Genomic DNA, 21683 nt, shown 5'->3' on the forward strand with positions numbered 1-21683 from the left:
GCGGGCCGTCGCTCCGGTCCCGCCCGTATCAGGCGTTTTCAAGAAGGTTTTTGAGCAGCCCCATGAATGGGCCGCCGTGGCGCGTTCGAAAGACGTCGGTGCAGCCGTCGCGCTCGCCGGCATCTTGCTCGTCTCTGGCTGCCTCGGTTTCGACCTCGGCGGCTCCTCCGGCTCGCAGGAGACCAAGGTCTCCGAGCGGTACGCGGACGCGGATTTCCGTTTCGCGAGGGCGACGTCAGGTAGCAGCGTCGAACATCCCAAGATTATCGTGAAGGAAGGCACAGCGGTGCTCACGATCAAGGTCTCGTGGGAGACGACGGGCGACTTCGGTTGGACTCTCACCAATCCCGAGGGCGGCGTCGAATCGCGTTTCAACGCGATCGAGCGCAACTCCGCGCGTCACATGAACTGGCTCCACGACACGAACCCGAAGAAAGGCATCTGGAACCTCACGATCGAATGCGAGGCCGCGTGCGAGTACTCATTCGGCTTCTACTTCAACGATGCAGTGCAGCCGCCGCTCGTCCCCATCCCGACGAAGTTCAAGGACGCGCCTTCCCGTGTCCAAGGCTCCTCCAAAGGCGGGTCGCAAACCCACGCGCTCACCGTGTCGCCGGACGTTTCCAAGCTTAGGTTCCGCATGAGCGTCGACGCGAAGGACGGTTTCAACTACAAGCTCACGGACGCCAAAGGCAAGCAGCAGAGCAGCCTCGGGTTCGATTTCAAGGTCGGCATAGAGGACACGGAATTCACGCAGAAAGAGCCCTACGCCGTGGGGGAATGGCACGTCGACGTGGGATGCGTCGGTTCGTGCGTCTACGCCTTCGCGTTCTACGAGAAGTGAGCCCGTGCGCCTCGCGCGCGGTCAAGCCACGTGCAAGAAGCGTTAAAACCCGCCCCGCGCTCTCTTACTAGTATATGACAGGGAGGGCGCCGAAGGCTTCCGCGGTCGGTCCGGCACTCGCCGTACTCCTCATGGTGTCGCTGTCGGGTTGCGTCCAGAACGACGCTGCGACGGGGCCGGCCGCCATCAACAACATCCTTCCGGACGCCGGTTCGATACTGGCCGACAAGGCGGTCGTCACGGCCGTCGAGGGCGCTCTCAACGTCGTCTGGGAGGGGCCGTTGACGACGGAACGCGGCTTCCTCGTCACCATCCCGCCCGGCGTCACGCGCGTCGACGCCATCATCACCGGCACCGCGGGGATCGCGATGGTGAACGACGCGACGGGCAGGATCCGCTGCCAGCCCGACCGCTACGAAGCCTATTTCACGCCCTTCACGACGCGAAGCCAATGCACCGGCATCACGCTCCTCGACCCGCTTCCCGCGGTGTGGAGAACGACCACGCGAAACCTTCTTGCAGACCAGAAGATAGAGTTGCGCCTCTCGTCCGACCCGCTCGACGGGACCGCGGCGACGATCAAGATTGCCAATCTTTCCATGCCGAGTCACAAGGAGCTCCCGACGGAGGTCGTGACGATGGCGGCTTCCATCGATGGTGAGCCCATTCATCTGGAAGTGACCCGACCAGACACCTCGGAGCCCGTCCCCACCATCGTCGTCTCGTCGCCTTACTATCAAGCGCAGCGGCTCGCGAAACTTCGCGCCGAGAACAGCACCATCGCGGATTGGGTGCCGCGCGGATTCGCCGTCGTGACCGCGGACGTTCGTGGCTTCGCCCTCTCCGGCGGATGCATCGAGGTGTGGGGGAAGAACGAGCAACAGGACCAGGTCGACATCGTCGAATGGGTCGCAAAGCAACCCTGGTCGAGCGGGAAGGTCGGCTTCTACGGCCAATCGTACGTCGGCACGACACCGGTCGAGGCCGCGTCCAACGCCGCGCCGCACCTCACCACCATCATCACCGTCGCGCCCGTCATCAACAGTTACGAGGACTGGCACTACGGGGGCGTGCCGAACGGCGAACAGACCGCCTCGCCGCTTCTTGGCTACCAGTTGGCGGATACGCAAGGCCGGGCTCCAACACAAGCAGACGTCCTCGCCGCCGCGAACGGAAACGGCGCTTCTCTAATGGGAAAGACGAGTGCCGAGGCCTTGATGGCGCTTGCGGACCAGGGAAGACGCGGCCTTTGCGATCCGACGCTCGCAGCGAGGGCGAGCGACCCGCGCGCAGTCTACGATTCATTCTACGCGGAGCGCGACTTCAAGGCAAAGGTGGGAAACGTGAAGGCCTCCGTGCTCTACACGCAAGGCTTCTACGACCAAAACGTGAAGAGCCAGATGATCCCCGGCTGGTTCAACGAACTCAAGGTACCGAAAAAAGGCATATTCGGGGACTGGATCCACCAGCACCCGCCGCGCGGCGACCAGGAACTCCTCTTCCACGCGTGGTTCGACTATTGGCTCAAAGGGCTCGACACGGGCATCATGGACACGCCGGCCGTCGAGGTGCGGACGAACGTAGACACGGTCCGTTACGCCAGCGAATGGCCTCCGCGCGACGCTAGCAAGATCTCGTACGGCCTCGACTTCGCGGGATCCATGATCTCGGAAGGTGTCGCCGGCAAAGGAAGCGCCCAATACGTCGCCCGCATCGCGGCCGAGGCGCCGAGCGAGGTGCCGGTTGACATGTTGGCCGCCATGGTCCCCACGAAACTCGTCCTCAGGACCGCTCCACTCGCGTCACCAATGTACGTCTCCGGCATGGTTGAACTTCGGCTCAACGCGGCCCTCACGGGCGCCGAGAACACTTTCATCTATGCGCAGCTACGCGATGTCGGCCCGGATTCGACGAGGGTGGTCACATTCGGGGCGCGTAACGCCGCCTTGAGCGAGGATCACAAGACATACACGCCGGTGACGCCCGCTGCCGCACGCGACTATGTCCTCGCAATGCTTCCGACAGAATACGTCGTCGGGGCCGGACACACGTTGGAATTGGAGATAGATGGCGTGACCGACCCGGCCGGTAGTTTCCACCCAGGCGAACCCGGTGTGGTGACGCTAGCCGGGGCCCAATCTGCCCTGGTGTTCCCGACGTTGAGAGTGCCGGGCGATACCGCCATCCCATTGTCCGCCGGCCCGGTCACCGTGGCCTGAATCCGGAACCCTTCCACCCGGATGGACAAAACCCGGCAATCGGCCGCTATTCACCGAGTTTCACGTCAGAAATCTTTATATAGTCACTTGCTTACCTTCTGGCCGTGGGCAGTATGCGCTATCCGGGGATATTCGTCGGCTTAGTGTTGGCCAGCCAATTCCTCGTGACCGCGAGCGCGGTCGGCTCCGCGGCCGTCGACCCCGGCGCCCCGGTGATCGGCCCGATGGACGTCCCGAAAGCCCCGAAACTCCCAGAGCTTCCCGACGTCGAGACGATCGGCGGCGCAAAGACGCCAGGCAGTTCACCGACGCCGAACGGCCCCGCTGGCCCGACACCCGGCTTCGACGCACTTTTCACCGGCGCCACGTTCGAAAGCTTCGCCCTCGTCGGGCTCGCCGCAAGCACCCTTGCCGCCTTCGCGATAATAGGGGGCGCCAAGTACGTGAACAGCCAGAACGTTCTCGAGAACGAGGTCCGCGGCGAGATATACGGCTTTCTTCGGAAATCGGTCGGAGCGAACCTGAAGCAGATAACGGACGAACTCGCCCTCTCGACCACCAACGCCGTGTGGCACCTCAGGAAACTCGAACAGTCAGGCCTCGTGCGAAGCCGCAAGTTCAACGGTTACAAGATCTATTACCCCGTAGAAGGGGGGGTGCGTGCCCGCGACCTGTCGTGCAGCGCCTCGACCCTTTCGAACGACAACGCGAGGACCGTCTTCGAGTTCGTCGCAGCGAACCCAGGGAGCCACCAACGCGAGATCGCGCGCGTGCTCGGAGTGAACCACGGAACGGTGCGCTGGCACCTGAAGAAGCTACGCCAGGCGGGCCTCCTCGTCGAGATGAGGAACGGCAAGGTCTCCACTTATTTCCCGACGGACATCGGCAAGGAAGCCTTCGACATCGCTGTCCGCAACAGCGCTCCCCGCTACCACGTGGAAGGCCTCGCGTCGACCCTGTAGTTTTTTAGGTACGAGCCCGTACACGGTCTCGAAAGCGACGGCCGAATCCATGCCAGAGAGACAATCGAAGGCGCACAACGCATCCGGCCCGGCAAGCGCCGGCCCCCATCAGAGCCCGCGCGTCATGATACTCGACGACAGCCCGGTGATCCTCGCGAGCCTCAAGGACATCCTCGCGACAAGCGGTGTTACGAACGTGAAGACCGCGAAGAACGTGAAGGACGGCGTGAAGGTCTTCAAGGACTTCAAGCCCGACCTCGTCTTCGTCGACCTCATGTTGGGGGAGACGGAGAGCGGACTCGATTTTCTCAAGCAGGCGATGGGCGTAGGCTCGAAGGCGAAGATCGTCATCTCCACGGCGTTGCCATCCACGGCCGACGCGGTCGTGATGGCCGTGAGCCTCGGCGCCACCGAGTACCTCCCGAAGCCGTTCAGGAAGGAGGACGTCGACCACATAATCGAGAAACTGAAGAAGCCCAAGAGCGGGCAGACCGACATGTCCTACGGTTGAGTTGCCGAGCGGACGACCCCGTCGATGGGAATCCGCGCGTCGGTCAACGTACCTTCTCGACCATTTCACGCAGAGCCCGCAGCGCCTCCTCCACATGCCACCGCGGCCGCCATTGGGAAGAGACGACCTCTTGGACGACGCCGTCCTGGTCGATGACGAACGTCTCCCGGCCCGGGATGAGGCCCAAGGTGGGCCGGACGCCATAGGCGTCCCGAACCTTCCCGTCCACGTCGCTTAGCAACGTGAACGGGAGTCGGTGCTCGCGGCAGAACGAGAGGTGCGACTCCGGCGGATCGGAGCTGATCCCGACCACCCTTGCGCCCAATCGCTCGAACTCGTCGTGATGGGCGCGGAAGGTCTTCGCCTCGGTCGTGCAGTTGGTCGTACGGTCGCGCGGATAGAAATAGAGGACCACGGGGCCTTTGGCAAGGAGATCGTGTAGCGACGTCAGGCTGCCGTCTTGCGAGCGGAGCGTGAAGTCAGGCGCCCTCGCCCCCTTTGCGACCACAGGCTCCATGGTATCATCTCGGCGGGGTTTACCCTTAAGTGGTTCCATTCACCGAGGGGGAATTTCGTGGAGATATATCGAACGCTTAAAATAGCCGCACGAGAAGAACGAGTGTGGTCGGGCTCGGGCAGATTCTCTGCCCCCTTCGAGCCACGTTAGGTGACATTGTTCCTTTTCCTTTGAGTATTAGGGGCAATCGGCAAACGCTTTTAACAGGGTTAATACAGAGCCACGAAACATGGCTTCCTACAGGCGAACCGGGCGCCGGGGCACCGGCTGGTTCCCGATAATGATGGTCTTCGGGCTGCTCTTGACCATCCTTTTCGCGAACGTCCACGCGGCCAAGGCCCTCGACACCGACTCGGCGACGGACGCAGCCGGCGGGCTCGGCGACACCGCCGGGCAAAGCGACGGTACCGGTTCACTCGACAACCCCGTGAACGGCATCGGCGGGGACCTCTTCGGAAACATCGGCATCGGCGAGATAGCCCTCGGCGCCGCGGGAGTGGCGGTCCTCGGCGGCATCGCGTACCTCTTCCTCGGCGGAACGAAGTTCGTGAACTCCGAGAACGTCCTGGAGAACGACGCTCGCCGCGAGATATTCAATTACATCAAGACGAACCCAGGGGTGCATCTACGCGCGACGGCAAGCGCGCTGTCGCTTTCGACCACGAACGTGCTCTGGCACCTACGAAAGCTCGAACAGGCGAACCTCCTGAACTCGAAGAAACTCGAGGGGTACAAGGTCTACTACCCCGTCGAGGGCGGGATCGAGATGCGCCGCATGGGACTCGCGATGGCGGTGCTTCGTAACCCCAACGCAAAGACGGTGCTCGAATTCATCAGCGGTAGCCCCTCAAGCCACCAGCGGGAGATCGCCCGCGCGATGGGCGTGAACCACGGGACGATCCGTTGGCACCTTCGCAAGCTCCAGGCGGTGGGCCTCGTCCTCGAGGTCAAGAAGGAGCACACTTCCAATTATTACGTGAGCGAACTCGGGATACAAGCGCTCGGTCGCCTCGAGTCGACGAAGGCCGTTCCCGCGGGAGTTGCGACCATGCAGGCCGCGATGCCGGCGGCGATGGAGCCTTCGCCGCAAGCGACGAGCGAGACGCGTTACGAGGACGCTCCACCGCATTGAAGATCATCGGCAACGCCAATAGCTACAGCCTCCCCCCCGGTTTCACCTCCACGGGGGGACTCCCTCTTTTCTTGTAGGAAGCAAGGCGGGCGCCTTCGCCAGGGCGCCCTTGCCTCTCTTGACTTTTTTCCCGTCCGCCTCGGTCGGCCTCTCCCCGTTCATCGCTTTTTCCCCGCTCCACCCGAACGACCCCTGCTTCTCGCGTGTACGTACTTATACATACATATCGGCGACCCGCGGGAAAAAGCGATAAGCGGTGCTCGCTTGTAACGACCTGTTTGAAAGTCGACGAACTTGCCACCGATCAAAAGCTCTCGGCGAGACTCAAGGCCCTCGGGTACGACGAACTCTGGCCGACTCAGGAGCGATCCATCCCGCTGGCGCTCGAAGGCAAGAACCTCGTCCTCGCCGTCCCGACGGCAAGCGGGAAAAGCCTCGTCGCCTACGTGGCGCTCGCCCACACCGCGTTGAAAGGAGGACGAGGCGTCTACATCGTGCCCCTACGAGCGCTCGCATCCGAGAAGTACGACGACCTGCGGGAATTCGAGGAGCTAGGCATCCGCGTCGGGATGTCGATAGGCGACCTAGACGCCTCGGACACGCGCCTTGCCGACTACGACCTATTGGTCCTCACCGCCGAGAAGGCGGACGCGCTCATCCGGCACCGCACCGGGTGGCTGTCGAACCTCAAGACCATCGTGGTCGACGAAGTCCATCTCTTGAACGACGGCGACCGCGGCCCGACGTTGGAGATATTGATGGCGCGCCTACGTAGGATCGCCCCGAAGTCACAGGTCATCGCCCTCTCCGCGACGATCGACAACAGCGACGCCCTGGCCGAGTGGCTCGATGCCGAGCACGTGAAAAGCGATTGGCGCCCGGTGCCGCTACGCGAAGGCGTCCACTTCGGGCGGACGATAACCTATGCGGACTCTGCGAGCCAGGAGGTCGTCTCCGACGAGGACGATCCCGTGACGTCGCTCGTCACCGAGACGCTTTCGGGCGGAGGCCAGGCGCTCGTCTTCACGAATACGAGAAAATCCGCCGAATCGCAAGCGGAGAACCTCAGGCTCCCCGTCACGAAGCGGCTCAAGAAGAGCGAACTAGATGCGTTAGCCATTGCGTCGGAGCAGATCGGCGCCTCGAACGCACCCGGTGTAGTGGGAAAACTCGCTCGCCTCGTCAAGGGCGGCGTCGCCTTCCATCATGCGGGGCTATCGAACGACCAACGAAAGGTCGTCGAACGGTCATTCAAAGCGGGCCTCCTCAAGGCGTTGACCGCGACGCCGACATTGGCTGCCGGCGTCAACCTTCCCGCCCGTCGCGTGGTCATCCGCGATCTATGGCGTTACGATTCCGAGACAGGGAACCGCCCGATACCGGTCCTGGAATACAAGCAGATGGTGGGGAGGGCCGGACGGCCCCGGTACGACAAGTTCGGCGAGGCGATCTCGCTCGCCAAAGGCTACGATCAGATGCGTGAGATCATGGAGACGTACGTCCACGCCTCGCCCGAGCGCATCAGGAGCAAGCTCGCGGCCGACGCACCGCTACGCACACACATCCTCTCCCTCATCGCCGGGAACGTGACCCCGAGCCTCAAAGACCTCTATGCCTTCATCGACACGACTTTTTTTGCCCACGAATCGGAACGCTGGACGATAGAATCACGCGTGGAATCGATGATAGCGTTCCTTCAAGAAGAGGGCCTTGTGGAGGGCGACGAGGACGATTACAAGGCGACCGATTTCGGACGCCGCACGAGCGAACTCTACATCGACCCGGTCAGTGCGGTCATCATGCGAGACGCGCTACGGCGCGCCGCCGGACGGGAGACCACGTCCCTCTCTTTCCTTCACGCCGCCTCGCGAACGCCGAACATGATGCGCCTCTACCTTGGCCGCGGTGAGGACGCGTGGCTCCACGCGGCGGCGATCGACCGCGCGGACGAACTCCTTTTCCCGTTAGGGCGCGACTCGGAACTAGAATGGTTCCTTTCCGAGGTGAAGACCGCGCTGCTTCTTGAGGATTGGACGCAGGAAATCGCCGACGATCGCATGGAAGAGAAGTACCGCGTCTACCCTGGGGACGTCCACAACAAGGTCGAGACCGCCGTGTGGCTCGTCTACGCGATGAAGGAACTGGCACACCTTTTCAATCCCGATGCCAGAAACGCCCTCACGGGCCTTGAGATCCGCCTGAAAGCCGGCGTCAAGGAGGAATTGCTCCCGCTCATCAAGTTGAAGCACGTCGCGAGGGTCAGGGCGCGGGTCCTCTACAACGCCGGCTTCAAGCGACCACAGGACCTCGTGACGGCGAACGAGGCGACGCTTGCAAAGCTTCCCGGCATCGGAAAAGAGATCGCCGCATCCATACTCAAAGAGGTGGGGGCGAGGACCCAGCCGACACAGACGAGGCTCGGGGTGGATCCCCGATGATCCGCATCGTCGGAGCTCGAGGCAAGGTCGCCGACGTGGCCCACATCCTTCAGGTGGCCCGGTCGGTCGAGAAACGGAAGGGTTGCGACATCGCTCTCCTAAGAGCCGCCATCGTCTACGGACGCGAGCACGTCGAATCCGCCGTCCACAAGGCGGTGCGGGCATGGGACGCGAAGACGAACGCTTCCGACACGCTCGCAGGCGAGATCCTATGCTACGTGGCTGCCGAAAGGCAGGTGCACGCGGCCATCAGGAAAGCCGGCCTTTCAAAGGGCGACACGAAAGTCGTGGTCGCGGCGACCGGGCGCGACCCCAACGGGGCCGTGGACGAACTGCTTCGCGAGGCAGGATGGGACGTCGATGAATCCGTCGTCTCCAAGGAGGGGAAGGATCTGGCATTCATCCTCAAGACCATGGACGTGGACGTACCCGCAGGTTACGAGGGCCGGGAACCGGAACTCATCTTGGAGAAAGTGGCGCTCCGTGACATCGTGAAATGAACCAAAGCGCAGCTTCGTGTCGTCCTTGCCTATCCTAGCTGCGTCCGTCTGCCTGTGAGGTAGCGTCCGAACTGTCGCAGGTTCCTATAGAATTCCCGGAACGTGTGCACGGTAGGGCCGCCGTGGGATTTCACCATGAGGACGTTCGCGTTCGCCCGCTCCGCGATCTCCTCCGTCTTGTGCCCGAAGAGGTAATTCCGCCACGAGGGCTCCGTGGTGGCTCCGACGACTACGAGGTCTGCTTCCTTCGCGACGTCGATGACGCGAGAGAGCACCCTGTCCGCCTGCTCAATCTTGAGTCTAGTGGGGACACCACGGATCGCGTTCTGCTCGATCAACGCCTCTCCTCGCGCCCGTCTCGCAATGAAATCGGTCTCGTCCTGGTTCATCGCGTGGTAGACCGTCACGGCGCCCACGTTGGCCCGTGCTATCGCGCTGCCGAGCCGGATGCCGAGCGGGGCGTGCCTTCCTCCGTGGGTGGGGATGAGGACCTTCGACAGCTCCTTTCCCTCCCTCAACTTCAAGACGGCGATGTCGCACGGCGGGACCTCGACGAGGCCCTCTATCGTGCGGGCCTTCAGGAAATCGGTGATCCTGCCGCGCCCGCTCCAGCCGAGCAGGATAAGGCTAGCGCCCTCCTCCATCGCGGTCTCCCGGATGACTTGCGAAGTGTTGTGGCCGATGCGCACGAGCGTGTGCACGGGGACGCTCGTCTTTCCCATCGCGGTCTTCGCGTTTTCCAGGACAGGCAGGGCCTTGGAGACGAAGCGGTGCCCTTCCGTCAACGGCGTCACGTCCGGCACCTCCACGACGTAGAGAAGGTCCACTTCGCCGTCGAGGCTCTTCGCGATCGAGCTCGCCACCCTCGCGATGCCTGCGGCCGTCTCGGGGTTGGCCACTGGCACGAGGACGCGGAAGTTCTTGCGGATGGCCGGCACCTCGCGGTGCGCGACTGAGCGTTCGACGGCTAAACGGTGCTCCGCCTCTTCCCGGGGACGTAGTCCGACATAGTACGCCGCGAAACCCAAGGCGATCCAGCCTGCGCCCGCAAGCCAAGCCAACGGACTGAAGGAGAAGAGATAGATGGCGAGGAACACCTGAGCGAAAAGACCGATCAGCGGCGTTATGGGGAAGAACGGGGCCCTGAACCCATAATCAAGGTTCTCCGTCGTGTTTCGCAATTTTATGTAACTGATGTTGACGAGTGCGAACAGGATGAGGAACATCAGATTGGCGGCCGCAGCGACGGCCTCGATCGGAAGCACCAACGCCATCGCCGCGATGATCGCTCCGCTTGCGAGAATGCCAAGGTGCGGCGTCTTCCATCGTGGATGTATCTCCGAGAACGCGTCCGGGAGATCGTGGTGACGGGACATCGCATAAGCGACCCTGCTGGAGCTGTAGATGGTGGCGTTGAGCGCCGTGATGTTCGAAAGCAACGCCGCCGCTAGCGCGACAGTCGCACCGAACGGCATGAATTGGCCTGCCGATTCCACGATCGCGACGACGCCGGAATCGGCGAGGAAGACCCAACTGGCACCGAGTGATCCGCCATCAACCGCGCCTAGGGCGACGAAGACCACCAATAGGTAGATCGGCGCGACTATGAGAAGCGACATTCCCAATGCACGAGGGATGTTCTCCTTGGGGTTCTTCACCTCCTCGCTCGATTGGGCGATGATCTCGTACCCTTCGAATGCGATGAACGTGATGCCCATGGCAACGAACACGCCGCCGAAACCGTGGGGCATGAAATCCGCGAAGTTGCGTCCAGCAAGGAGCGGATTCGAGTTGATCGCGAGGAGCCCCCACCCGATGAAGGCGCAAAGGATCGCGATTGTCACCGCGGTCATCACGTTCTCCGTGCGCGTGCTGTTCTTGACACCCACCATGTTGAGGCCCACGAAAGTCGCCGTCAAGCTGAAAGCCAGCGCCTTTGTGGCCAAACCATGGTCAAGGCCCGGGGGCATCAGGGCGTAGAAATCTAGGAGCCATACCGTGAAATGAGCTGACGCCAGGGCGTACACGCCGCACGCGACCGCATGGGAGAACCAGCCGATCCAGCCCGCGACGAACCCCCAAGGCTGATGGAGCGCGTCGTGGATCCAAAGGTAACCGCCGCCAGCGTCGTGGTATGCCGAACCCAACTCGGCATAGATGAGCAGTGTGGGAATCGTCAGGAACGTGTTGAGGACGAACGCCAAAAGGAGCCCCGGACCCGAGAGGCCAGCGGCAATCCCGATCAATGCGAATATCCCCCCTCCAAGAAGGGCACCGACGCCGATCATCGTGGCGTCAAAAAGCGTCATCTCGCGGGCCAGGCGCACCTCGCCCATCGTCGACAACTGCGTCTGCGACGGGCCCTCGTTCTTCTCGCTCACTGTTTTCGCCGCGGCATGGCGGGACCGGCTTATAAACTCACGACGAACGAAGCCGAGCCCGGGCGTCCGACGGAACGCACTTACGGGGGCTTCTGGTCGCTCACGGGCTGATGCCGCTCCGGCGACTGGGCCCCGGGCATGTGCTCGGGAGGCGGGAGGTCGAACTCATCGTGGATCTCGCCCACGAGCTCCTCGAGAAGATCCTCCACCGTGAGAAGGCCCATCGTCTCGCCGCGCGCATCCTGCAAGACGGCGATCTGCGTGTGCAGCCTCTGCATCGAGACGAGGAGATCGTCCGTATCGACGTCGTCACGCGCGATGAGGACCTTTCGCCGGAGTTCCGCCGCCTTCTTGACCTTCAACTCGGCATCCGAAAGACGCAAAAGGTCCTTGGCATGGATGAAACCCAAGACGTGGTCAAGGCTACGGTCCGCGACCAGGATCCGCGAGTAACCGCTCTTGTTCACCGTCTCGAGCGCCTCGGCGAGACTCGCCTCCTTGTCCACGAAGGCGATCTGATCACGCGGCGTCATGACGCGCGACGCCTTCGTCTCGGTGAACCTGAACACCTCGCCGATGACCTTCCGTTCGAAGCCCTCGATGGACCCCTGTTCCTCACCGACGCGGAGCATTAGCTTGATCTCCTCCTCCGTGATGAAACCCACATGGCGCCTGCGGGGTGCGCCAAGGATGAAAAGGAGACGGTTGGCTATCCCCGAGAAAAGCCAGACAAGCGGCGACAACACGACCTCCATGACACTCATCGGCCAAGCGACGGCGAGCGCGATCCCCATGGAATACCGGACGGCGAGCGTCTTCGGCGTCACCTCGCCGAAGACGAGGACAAGGAACACCATGGCCCCCGTCGCGATCGCCGCCCCCGACGAGCCGAATAGGCCTTGCGCGATCACCGCCGAAAGCACCGACGCGGCGATGTTGACTATGTTGTTGCCGACGAGTATCGTGGTGATGAGCCGCTCGGGATCATGGACCAGCCGATCGAGAAGCGCCGCGCGCTTGCTCCCCTTTTCCTTAAGAGCGCGGATGCGCAACCGGCTCGCTGATATGAGTGCCGTCTCGCTCATCGAGAAGAAGGCGGAGGCCGCGAGGAGTACTACAAGTCCGGCAATCTGGACGCGAAGGTCGCTTTCGAGGCCCAAGAGGGGTTCCGCGTGAAGGTAGGAGGCCGCGGCATTAGGCTTTTTCCCGATTGCAGGGAACGTCGGGCATAAACCTTATCAACTGCGACCGATTCCGGCGAACCGGCGGCGCCCTATTCCGCAAGGTCGCGCGCCACGAAGAAACTGCGCCTGGAAAACGAAGACTCGTTCAGGGCGCAAATCAAAAAGGATGCGCCCGCGAGGGCACCCTTTTTCGGCTACGCCGAAAAAGCGTGCATGGAAAATCGGTTGCCCCGCGCGCGTAGAGCAAAGAAAGGATGCGCCCGTGGGGTAGCCGACGGGCACCCTTTTTGGCCTGGCGGCCAAAAAGCGTGCACGGAAAACGGAGACCCGATTGGGCAACAATCAAAAAGGATGCGCCCGTGGGGTAGCCCGGATATCCTCGAAGATTGCGGATCTTTGGACCCGCGTTCGAATCGCGGCGGGCGCGCTTCGCTATTGGGAATGTCGGAGAGCTCGCGCGCCCGCCTTGCCGTGGCCAGGTACGGTTTGTGACTTCTGGCCCCGGCGCGGCGGGCGCTTGAGAATGACGTGAGCGACGCCGACGCCCCAGCCTTCTCGGCGGGCCGGCACATTAGGCGTCTCCCGTCCCATGACACGGCGAGCGTGCCTCTTTTCCGTGGGCATCTGCTTTCCGGCCCGTGGAATGGCAGGAACGCCTTCGCGCCGATGCGTCGTTTTCCGACTTCGGTGACTTCTCGCACCTCTATCACGTCGGCCTCACGCCGCTTGTGCCCCCCGAGTACGACATCCCAGGCATTGTCGGTCTCACGTTCCGCCTCCAAGAACGGCCCCGGGGCGGGCACGTCTACGTGACGACGATCGACGTCGGCGCGGCGATGAGGCTCGGCGAACGGATGGGGCTTGACCCTGCCGAGGCCTTGGCGATGGTGGACAGCCACGAGCGGGTCCACATAGAGATGCAGTTGGCGGGCGTCGCCGAGGAAGTGGAAGAGGCGCAATCAACGTTCGCGGACGCGGTCTGGTTGAGCCTTCGTCACGAGAAAGCCGCCGAGCGGTTGCAGGCAGGGGAGTTCGGGCTAGTGACGAAGGTCGGGCCGGGGTTTTGGGAGGCGCTTCTCGATCGATGACACGCGTTTCGGTTTGACCGGGGGCCCAAGATCGATTGCGCGCCGACCGAACGCCGCTCGCTTCAATCCCCGACGGCGAAGCAGCGCATCGATATGTTCGAGTTGTAGATCCCTTCGAAGACATGCCGCACCTTCTCGTGGCCAAGGGCCGCGCCCAAGACCACGAGCGCGGGGTCGTAATGCTCCGTCGTCGGCACCGCCATCATAGAATGAGGGGCGCGCCTCCTATAATCAATCGCCCCGGAGACGTCCATCGCGTCGAGCCGGTCCCTGAACCATGCGTCGAACTCGGCGGCCCACCGGTCGACGGGGCCGTCCTTGTCGGGGCCCGTAACGCGCAGGTTATGGACCACGTTCCCGCTTCCGACGAGAAGAACGCCTCGAGAACGGAACGGCGCAAGAAGCTGGCCGAGTCTAAAGAGCGTCGTGAGATTGCTAGGGCGAGGGATGGAGATCTGGATCACCGGGACGTCGGCCGATGGATAGAGGTGGCGCATCGGCACCCAACAACCGTGATCGAGGCCGCGTCGCTCGTCCTTGTCGACGGCGACCCCGGTTGCGAAAAGCGTCTTCGCGATCTCTTTCGCAAGCGCCGGGTCGCCCTTTGCCGGGTATTCGAGGTCGTAAAGGTCTTGCGGGAAACCAAAGAAATCATAGATGAGTTCCGGGCGCTGGGATGCCGTGACGCGCACCGGTAGTTCGCGCTCCCAGTGGGCCGAGATCACTGCAATTGCCTCGATGTCTTGGACGCTTTTCCCAAAATCGTGGAGCGCCTTCGTGTAAGCGTCATCCTCGAGGGCCATCATCGGGGAGCCGTGGCCGACGAAGAGGGCAGGAAGCCGTTGTGTCGCTTCGTCACCTGGGCCTTTGCCGCGGCGCGCAGTTGTCCGCTTGTGATTTTCCAGTTCGTCCATGTTCGACGGATGCCCTCTGGGACGTACATTAGGCGCGCCACACCTTATAGGGCCGCTACGTCGCCTGGAAGCCTTGGCGGATTTCTCAAGAATCCTCATGCTCTGGCGTGAAAGGCGCTTGGTCGGCTTTTGGGCCCACCACAACCTAGTTATGATTCGATGAAGACTTCTTCCTGTGATACGACGCGCCGCGCCGATCCTATTGATGGGCCTGCTTATGGCCGGGTGCGTCTCGGTGCCTGCGCCGGGATCTGACGGGGCGGGCCGCGGCGAGTCCGGCGTGACATTGACTCTTCCCCAATTCGTCCCAAGCGTCGCGATCTCAAAAGACTGGCCAGGCGCCGAACCCGTAATCGCCGTCGCGTCTGACGGGACCCTTTTTGCCGAAGGGATAGGCACCGTGGTGCTCCAGAACGGCCAGACCACGAACGTGAACAAGGGCTGGCGCTCGACGGATGGGGGAAAGACTTGGACGGACATCACGCCGCCCGGTCTCGGCCAGGAGCGGTCGAACGACGGTTTTATCGCGGTGGGTAATGGCGACCGCGTCTACCTCGTGAACGTCGCCTCGCTCACTTTCGAGATGTACCGCTCCGAGGACAAGGGCGCGACGCGGATCCTCCTTGCCACGCCCAAGCTCCCGGCACTCATGCACCGCAACTGGATCGTGCCCTCCGGCCCCAACACCATCCACGTGGTGATGGAGGCGTTGCCGCCCACGTTCGCGCCGTTTCTTGCCGGACAGAGCCCGCCGGAGAATGCACCATCGACCGCGAACGAGGGCCTCTGGTACATGCGCTCCGACGACACGGGGCAGACGTGGACCACACCCGTCCAGATCGACCCGACCGTGAACTTCGCAGGCCAAGGGAACCTCGCGATGAGCCGCGACGGCCAGTTCCTTGCCGTCCCCCGCTATTCGGACGATGTCAAGGGATTCTCGCCGACGTATCTTGGCGGAAAATGGTACATGATGGTGTCCGAGAACGCGGGTCGCAATTGGGAACGTCGCGAGATGTTCCGCCTGACTTCCGAGCTTGCATCGGCCGTGGAGCCACTCGCGATGGATGCGGAGGGCACGCTGTATTTCGTCTGGTCGCAACAGATCGACGGCACGTCGCTCCTTCACATGTCCGTCTCGAAGGACCGCGCAAAGACGTGGGGCGGACCCATGGTGATCGCGCGCGGGAACGTCACCCAGTCGATGCCTTGGATCAACGTCCGCATGCCCGGAGAACTCGGTGTGGCATGGTATGAAGCGCCCGTCGTCGGGCCCGCGTCGAAAGTGAACGCGTCGTGGCACTTCAACTACGGATTGCTTTCCGAGGCTGACACTGCGGCGCCGGTGATGCATGCCGCGAGGGCGACCACGGAACCGGTGCATGAGGGCAACATCTGCGCCCGTGGTCCTGCCTGTGGGTCAGGGGAGGATCGGCGCCTTCTCGACTACCCTTGGCTCGAGTTCGGTCCGGATGGAAGGGCCCACATGGTCCTCGCGTCGACGAAGTGGGAGAAACGGAGCGCATTCGCGGTCTACGCGGGCGAATCCACACGACTCACGCTTGATTGAACAAGGCCGCCTCATATGGGCGCGTCGTTGACCAGTAATCCTCCTGACGGGGGACCTACCTCAAGGGCGGCGGTTCCACAAAAAGACTTATAAGCGCCCAAACCGGCTCAAGCAACAATGAAGGCAACTTCGGTCGTCGCGCTCACACTCATCGTCGGCCTCTCGGGTTGCGTTTCCGACCAGGCCGAGACATCGGCGCTCCCCATCGACGTGCCGCCGCTTCTTGACGCAGCGTTCACGCGCGTCGAGACGGTCATAGACGCGGCACTAGGCAAAGGCGAGCCGAGCTTCGGCGTGACGCCCGATGGCGTGCTGTTCGTCCATGGAGGTGGAAACCCGAGTTTCGCCTACAAGTCCATCGACGGGGGTCTCACGTGGGAGAACCTTGGACAGGTCTTGGCTCCCATGCGCGACTCCGACCCCGACATCGCAGTGGACAAGGACGGGACCGTCTGGTACGATGACCTGTCGATTCTTTGCACCACCGTCGGAGTGAGCCGCGATCAAGGAAAGACGTGGACGACGAACCCCCTCGCGTGCGGTGCACCGGTGAACGATCGCCAATACGTGATCCCCACGCGAGGCGGCACGGCCTACACCTACGCCCACCAGCTCCCGACGTTCTGGCAGATGGCAGCGAAGACTACGGACTACGGAAAGACCTGGATCCCCATAGGGTCGGCCGAGGGCATGGATCACCATCTCCTCTTGTCGGAAGGGTCAGGTTGGGGCGGCGGCGGTTTCTGGAACGAAAGGACCGGCAGCGTCTTCTTCACGTTCACATGGAACTCGGGGCTCGCAGGGGACGGAAGCTGGAATCCCGCGTTCGGGGTGACGCGCGACGAAGGGACTACGTTCACGGTCGGCGGACCGAAGAGCATGGGCGGCGAGAGCCTCGGGCTTGGACTCGTCGTGGGCGCGGCGGATGAGGCAGGGAACGCATACCTTTCATGGGCGGAGTCGAAGGACAAGTCCACCGCGGTGTACCTCGCGACGTCAAAAGACGATGGACGGACTTGGGGCGACCCGGTTCGCGTGGACGACGTCACGGGTTCAAAGGTCTTCCCCGCGATAACGGCAGGCGCACCGGGGAAAGTTGCGATCGCCTACTACGAATCGACGGAGGAAGCGCTCCCGAGCGACGTGAAGGAACAGTGGAACGTGACACTCGCGTGGACGGACGACGCCCTCGCCGAGAGACCGGTCTTCAAGCACGAGAAGCTTTCAAAGGATGCCGTGAAGACGGGTGCAATCTGCATCAACGGGACCACGTGCCAAGGCGGCCGCGAGTTCCTCGACTACTTCACGATACACGTCCTTCCAGACGGTCGGGTCGGCGCGGTCTACAACAGCTTGCTCGCCGTCAAAGACAAACTCGTCGAGGTCTACGCGGCCACCGATATGCCGATCCTTGCGGCCTAGCCCCGCGCACCACCGGATTCATACGAACCAACGACATGGGACCGCGCACGGTGCCCGAGGGCGAAGCCCGAGTGGCGCCGGTCTTGATGCGTCTTTTTCCAAAAGATGCAGCGGAAATAATCGGTAGATTCATAACCCGCCCGACTCCATCTTAAAGCGGGCACTTAATGACTATTCCCTGGAGGGACGATAGGTCCATCCACTTAGTCACCAGAGGGAATGTGGATGGGATAGTTTCATCAGCGTTCGGTCTCGCCGCGCACCCGAACGCGCGCGTGAGCTACGTTTCCTCCTCTTCGTCGGCCGTCGAAGCGCTTCGTAAGGATCTCTCGTCGAAGACCATCTACCTTGTCGACCTCGGCCTCTCCCCGCGTCTTGCGAAGACCATCAACATGAAGGAGAAGACGCGGCAGGAGGTCGTCATCCTCGATCACCACCAGCAGTCCGGACATTACGAGGAACAGTTCGGCCCGCACGTCCAACTCGTCGTCGAGGAAGGCATCGCTGCCGCGACCGTGGCGTACAAGTACTTCGGCCTCAACGGCAACCACGGCCACCTCGCCGCCATCGCCGACCTCGTCGAATACTGCCGTTCACCGTACCTCAACGAGGCCGAGGAGGCGTGGGGCCGTGAACGCATCGAGATGGAGGCAGATTACCTCGACTTCTCGTGGCGGCTCTCCATCGAGGACGATCGCTTCAGGCTCCTCGCGTCACGCAAACTCGCCAAAGGCTTCTGGCCCTCGGAGATCGACGAGGTGAAGCGTCGATACCTCTGCATGATAAACGAGAACCGCTGGGCACGCGCCACCGAACGCGTGAAATCGCGCATGGTCGTGAACGGTGAAGTCGCAGTGCTCAACTTCGGAAAGAGGAAGCCGTCCTTGTTGGGGTTCGGGACGCGTGCCCTGACCAGCGTGGCGCGCGAGGCGGGCTGTTCGGTCGCGCTGCTAATCAACAGGCGAAAGAAACTGTCCAGCGTCGCGCTGAGGGGAATAGGCGACCCGCCGATAAACCTCGGAAAGTTCGTCGAAGAGTTCACGCAACAGCACGGACTGGTCGGAGGAGGGCACCCGAGTTCGGCCGGGGCGAAGATACACACGGCGGATGTCCCGTTGTTGCTGAAAGAGATAATGGCGTTGTGTTGACGTTTGGACCTATCAGCGGGCGCCCTCGCGAAGGGTAAAGTGTCGTTTCCGTTCCTGCGCGCAGAGTTTTTCCATTTCTGCCCTGAGGGTGGAAGGAATTCCAGGGATCGAAGGTCAAATCGCGCAGCCATAGTCGTCGCTAGGGTTCTGCGGAGGCGGTTGTAGGGGTGTTTGACGGCGTCTCCCTTTGGCGTACAGCGAAGCATCGTCCGCGCGCTGCGGTCGAGGAATCCTTTGCGAACCAATCGCAAGACGACATCTGACAGTTCTGCATCGTGGCGCGCGAGAGGGTGGATCACAGACGGTTTGGCCAACGCGCCGAAGCGGAAAAGCCGCTCCGAGGGACTCTTGCCAATGCCCTCGCAAGCCATGAGGACGAACAGCTCGGCATTGGACAATCCCTTTCCCAGCTGCCACGCCCGACAGGTCAATGAAGCGACAGGGTCGCTACATCATCCTTGAGCATTTCCCCAAAACCGTCGAACCACGAGCCCGGAACGGCCGAAACATTGAAGTATCATAATGGTACCATAATGAGCCATGCGTCCCCTTGAAGACCTCTTCGGTAGCTCGCCACGCGTGAAGGTCTTGGAGGCCGCCCTCTGGTTCGGAGACACCGAATTCAGCGCGGTCGATATGGCGCACGAGACCGGCCTCCACAAGCCGACAGCGTATCGGATCGTGAGAGCGTTGGAGAAGGAGAAGCTCTTCGTCAGGACGACTAGGACGCGGCCCGTGCGTTACCGGATCAACGTTCGCTCGCCCAAGTACCAGATGATAAGTTACCTGGAAGCGGCACTAGGGTTGGTGTCAAGGGCCGAAAACGGGAACTGGACGAAGGACGAGGTCGTGGAGATTTTACGCAACGCCCTACGCAGGGAGATCTCGGCGAGGCCGTCGTGATCGTATTTGACGCTTTTGGCCCCCCTCGGACATCCCGCGGATTCTAGGTCGATGGCACGAGGCCAGCCGAGGGGTCGCGATGTCGGTAATCCGACGAGCGCGAGCACGAAGATACACACGGCGGACGTGCCGCTGCCTTTGAAAGAGATAAGGGCGCTCTGATGGGCCCAGCTAGATATCGAAAATCACCTGCACCCTCGGCGGACTCCGTCGGACCTCCATCATGTGCCACGTGATGGCTTTGATCTCCATCAAGTGCCCGTGTTTAGCTTCCGAGTATTCCTCCCCCTTCACGTCGACTTCCAGCCTGTTCTTCTCCTCGTCCAACTCTATCCTGAAGTCGCTGAAGACGAGGTGTCTCGTCTGGTGGATGAAGAGTATCTCGGAGAGGAACCTGAAGAACAGCCTGTCGAGGCTGTCGGCTTCGACGTCGAACCTCATCTCGCCCTTGGGCTCGATCTTGCCCTTGACGCCCATCACGGCGAACATTCCTCGCCCTGCGGCCTCGAACGCCTGCGCGAGCGTTCGGCCGGTCGCGCGTAGGCCGGTGTCGGCAGTGTGGTCGAGGATCTCGTATGTGCCGGGCACGACACGTAGAAGGAAACCCGTCTAAAAAGCATCGTCCCTCGGACGCGACATCCCGGTTGCTTCGGAAAGAGTGCGGCCTTCGCGCGACGGGCCTACTTTTTGGGCAGCGTGATGGGCGGAAGCCCTAGACAGATCGGTAGGCTCCCGTCGAGGACGTCTTCCACGGCCCGGCTAGCGTTCACGCGCCCCGCGCCAGAGCGCTCGTCCACGCGGTCCGCCGTCGAGGAAAGTATGCATCGCATCTGGTGCGATGTGATCGTTGGATTGGCCGCCTTCATGAGAGCCGCTACACCTGAGACTAGGGGTGTGGCCATGCTGGTCCCCGATTTTTCGCCGTAACCGCCGCCTCGGAGCGTCGACACTATGGCCGTGCCCGGTGCGCCTACCTCTCCGCAACCAGAATCGCCCGCGCTCATCGTGGGTGTCGCGAGGTTCGCCACCGAAACCACCTCCGGGTAGGATGAGGGGTAATGGATTACGCAGCCCGAGTTCCCGGCGGCCGCCACGAGCAGGACGCCCCGGTGGTAAGCGTACTGGATCGCGGCGTGGAACAATGGATCGTCGGCGAAAAGGCCCAGACTCATGCTGATAATGTGCGCGCCGTCCAACGTGGCCTGGATGACGCCAGCGGCGACGACACTTGCAGCGCCCAGAGCGACTCCGGACCCGTCGTCCGTGCCCGTCGATACGGCGAATCCAAGGACCGGATAATTCAGGACGCAGGCCTGGGCCGCGCCGGCCATCCCTGCGGCGTTGTGGGTGACCGCGGCCAGGATCCCGGCCACGTGGGTCCCGTGTTCTCCGAGGCCGCTACCAAAGCCTATCGGCGACGAGCCGCAAAGGTTCGAGCGAAGATCGGGGTGGGGGTAGATGCCGTCGTCGAGGACCGCCACCTTCACGTCGTGGCTCCCGAGTCCGTGGTCCCAAGCAGCGGGAAGGGCGACGGCTTGGGGTGCCCACTGCCCGTACAGGGGATCGTCCGGAACGAACGCGGGATAGACCCAATGGTCTCGGTATGCTCGCAGCACTTCTCCACGGCTCTCCGCCGCATGGATGAATGCGCGTTCCTCACCGATTTGCACCGCGTAGGTCGCAAAAGGGATCTCGGAGCTGGCAAGGACCGGCGCGTGGCCGGATATGAGAAGGTCGCTTGGGAGTGCCTCCTGGAAGAGGACGACGACCGGGACAAGCCTTCCCCCGCGTCCCGGCTGCGTCGGTGCGGCGGCCGAAAGCGACGCGCCGATAATGATGGAAGCAAGGACGATCGCCGACCACGCCCGCGCCGGCCGAGGGTTCATCATCCCGAGGTGACCGTTGTTTGAAATAGGTCTTCTCGTGAGACCATGGTCGCGTCCTGCGTTC

General features: G+C 62.5%; 18 protein-coding genes and 1 tRNA gene. 13 read left to right on the forward strand and 6 right to left on the reverse strand.

Annotation, left to right across the window (positions count from 1 at the left end; genetic code table 11):
- The first annotated feature begins 76 nt into the window (after positions 1–76).
- The 4 genes from HY556_08235 to HY556_08250 all read left to right on the forward strand — a co-directional run bounded on the left by HY556_08235 (position 77) and on the right by HY556_08250 (position 4536).
- Complete coding sequence (locus HY556_08235) at positions 77–844, forward strand: hypothetical protein (protein ID MBI4393766.1); 768 nt, start codon at positions 77–79, stop codon at positions 842–844.
- 74 nt (positions 845–918) lie between these two features.
- Positions 919–3063: a CocE/NonD family hydrolase gene (locus tag HY556_08240; protein ID MBI4393767.1), complete on the forward strand. Its 2145-nt coding sequence runs from the start codon at positions 919–921 to the stop codon at positions 3061–3063.
- 104 nt (positions 3064–3167) lie between these two features.
- Positions 3168–4025, forward strand: coding sequence for a winged helix-turn-helix transcriptional regulator (locus HY556_08245; GenBank protein MBI4393768.1), 858 nt, complete (start codon positions 3168–3170; stop codon positions 4023–4025).
- A 49-nt stretch (positions 4026–4074) separates the two neighbouring features.
- On the forward strand, positions 4075–4536 hold the full coding sequence (locus HY556_08250) for a response regulator (protein MBI4393769.1): 462 nt from the start codon (positions 4075–4077) through the stop codon (positions 4534–4536).
- Positions 4537–4579: 43 nt separating this feature from the next.
- Here the strand turns inward: HY556_08250 and HY556_08255 are convergent, their stop codons facing one another.
- The gene (locus HY556_08255; GenBank protein MBI4393770.1) at positions 4580–5053 is read right to left on the reverse strand and encodes a peroxiredoxin; all 474 of its coding nucleotides are present in this window, start codon (positions 5051–5053) and stop codon (positions 4580–4582) included.
- 229 nt (positions 5054–5282) lie between these two features.
- Here HY556_08255 and HY556_08260 point away from each other — a divergent pair, with 229 nt between their 5' ends.
- The 3 genes from HY556_08260 (at position 5283) to HY556_08270 (ending at position 9123) form a co-directional block, all read left to right on the forward strand.
- Positions 5283–6185 carry a winged helix-turn-helix transcriptional regulator gene (locus tag HY556_08260; protein ID MBI4393771.1) on the forward strand — a complete coding sequence of 301 codons (903 nt, stop codon included), beginning with the start codon at positions 5283–5285 and terminating at the stop codon, positions 6183–6185.
- Positions 6186–6463: 278 nt separating this feature from the next.
- A complete protein-coding gene (locus HY556_08265) occupies positions 6464–8623 on the forward strand; it encodes a DEAD/DEAH box helicase (GenBank protein ID MBI4393772.1) in 2160 nt (719 codons plus the stop codon).
- Complete coding sequence (locus tag HY556_08270; GenBank protein MBI4393773.1) at positions 8620–9123, forward strand: hypothetical protein; 504 nt, start codon at positions 8620–8622, stop codon at positions 9121–9123. The genes HY556_08265 and HY556_08270 overlap by 4 nt, the downstream gene beginning before the upstream one ends.
- Before the next feature lie 29 nt (positions 9124–9152).
- Here HY556_08270 and HY556_08275 read toward each other — a convergent pair whose 3' ends face one another.
- Both HY556_08275 and HY556_08280 read right to left on the reverse strand, forming a co-directional pair.
- Positions 9153–11504, reverse strand: a complete 2352-nt coding sequence (locus HY556_08275) for an amino acid permease (protein MBI4393774.1) — start codon at positions 11502–11504, stop codon at positions 9153–9155.
- Positions 11505–11584: 80 nt separating this feature from the next.
- Positions 11585–12664, reverse strand: a complete 1080-nt coding sequence (locus HY556_08280; GenBank protein ID MBI4393775.1) for an HlyC/CorC family transporter — start codon at positions 12662–12664, stop codon at positions 11585–11587.
- A 377-nt stretch (positions 12665–13041) separates the two neighbouring features.
- Here HY556_08280 and HY556_08285 point away from each other — a divergent pair.
- Positions 13042–13115, forward strand: a tRNA-Arg gene (locus HY556_08285).
- Between the two features lie 211 nt (positions 13116–13326).
- A complete protein-coding gene (locus HY556_08290; protein MBI4393776.1) occupies positions 13327–13776 on the forward strand; it encodes a hypothetical protein in 450 nt (149 codons plus the stop codon).
- A gap of 62 nt (positions 13777–13838) precedes the next feature.
- Here the strand turns inward: HY556_08290 and HY556_08295 are convergent, their stop codons facing one another.
- On the reverse strand, positions 13839–14690 hold the full coding sequence (locus HY556_08295) for a dioxygenase (protein ID MBI4393777.1): 852 nt from the start codon (positions 14688–14690) through the stop codon (positions 13839–13841).
- Between the two features lie 175 nt (positions 14691–14865).
- Between HY556_08295 and HY556_08300 the strand changes: the two genes are divergently transcribed.
- The 4 genes from HY556_08300 (at position 14866) to HY556_08315 (ending at position 19733) form a co-directional block, all read left to right on the forward strand.
- A complete protein-coding gene (locus HY556_08300) occupies positions 14866–16260 on the forward strand; it encodes an exo-alpha-sialidase (protein ID MBI4393778.1) in 1395 nt (464 codons plus the stop codon).
- Between the two features lie 117 nt (positions 16261–16377).
- Positions 16378–17682, forward strand: coding sequence for an exo-alpha-sialidase (locus HY556_08305; protein ID MBI4393779.1), 1305 nt, complete (start codon positions 16378–16380; stop codon positions 17680–17682).
- 221 nt (positions 17683–17903) lie between these two features.
- Positions 17904–18830, forward strand: a complete 927-nt coding sequence (locus HY556_08310) for a DHH family phosphoesterase (GenBank protein MBI4393780.1) — start codon at positions 17904–17906, stop codon at positions 18828–18830.
- 540 nt (positions 18831–19370) lie between these two features.
- Positions 19371–19733, forward strand: coding sequence for a helix-turn-helix domain-containing protein (locus HY556_08315; GenBank protein MBI4393781.1), 363 nt, complete (start codon positions 19371–19373; stop codon positions 19731–19733).
- 171 nt (positions 19734–19904) lie between these two features.
- Here the strand turns inward: HY556_08315 and HY556_08320 are convergent, their stop codons facing one another.
- Entirely contained in the window at positions 19905–20321 is a 417-nt protein-coding gene (locus tag HY556_08320; GenBank protein ID MBI4393782.1) for an archease, read from the reverse strand.
- Positions 20322–20413: 92 nt separating this feature from the next.
- Positions 20414–21619 carry a S8 family serine peptidase gene (locus HY556_08325; protein ID MBI4393783.1) on the reverse strand — a complete coding sequence of 402 codons (1206 nt, stop codon included), beginning with the start codon at positions 21617–21619 and terminating at the stop codon, positions 20414–20416.
- Positions 21620–21683: the final 64 nt, after the last annotated feature.

Source organism: Euryarchaeota archaeon, from assembly GCA_016207515.1.
Taxonomy (GTDB): Archaea; Thermoplasmatota; SW-10-69-26; order JACQPN01; family JACQPN01; genus JACQPN01.

Coding starts and splice junctions, on each gene's coding strand:
- HY556_08260 (MBI4393771.1), top strand. CDS start 5,283: ATGGCTTCCTACAGGCGAACCGGGCGCCGGGGCACCGGCTGGTTCCCG.
- HY556_08240 (MBI4393767.1), top strand. CDS start 919: ATGACAGGGAGGGCGCCGAAGGCTTCCGCGGTCGGTCCGGCACTCGCC.
- HY556_08315 (MBI4393781.1), top strand. CDS start 19,371: ATGCGTCCCCTTGAAGACCTCTTCGGTAGCTCGCCACGCGTGAAGGTC.
- HY556_08305 (MBI4393779.1), top strand. CDS start 16,378: ATGAAGGCAACTTCGGTCGTCGCGCTCACACTCATCGTCGGCCTCTCG.
- HY556_08250 (MBI4393769.1), top strand. CDS start 4,075: ATGCCAGAGAGACAATCGAAGGCGCACAACGCATCCGGCCCGGCAAGC.
- HY556_08325 (MBI4393783.1), bottom strand. CDS start 21,619: ATGAACCCTCGGCCGGCGCGGGCGTGGTCGGCGATCGTCCTTGCTTCC.
- HY556_08270 (MBI4393773.1), top strand. CDS start 8,620: ATGATCCGCATCGTCGGAGCTCGAGGCAAGGTCGCCGACGTGGCCCAC.
- HY556_08295 (MBI4393777.1), bottom strand. CDS start 14,690: ATGGACGAACTGGAAAATCACAAGCGGACAACTGCGCGCCGCGGCAAA.
- HY556_08255 (MBI4393770.1), bottom strand. CDS start 5,053: ATGGAGCCTGTGGTCGCAAAGGGGGCGAGGGCGCCTGACTTCACGCTC.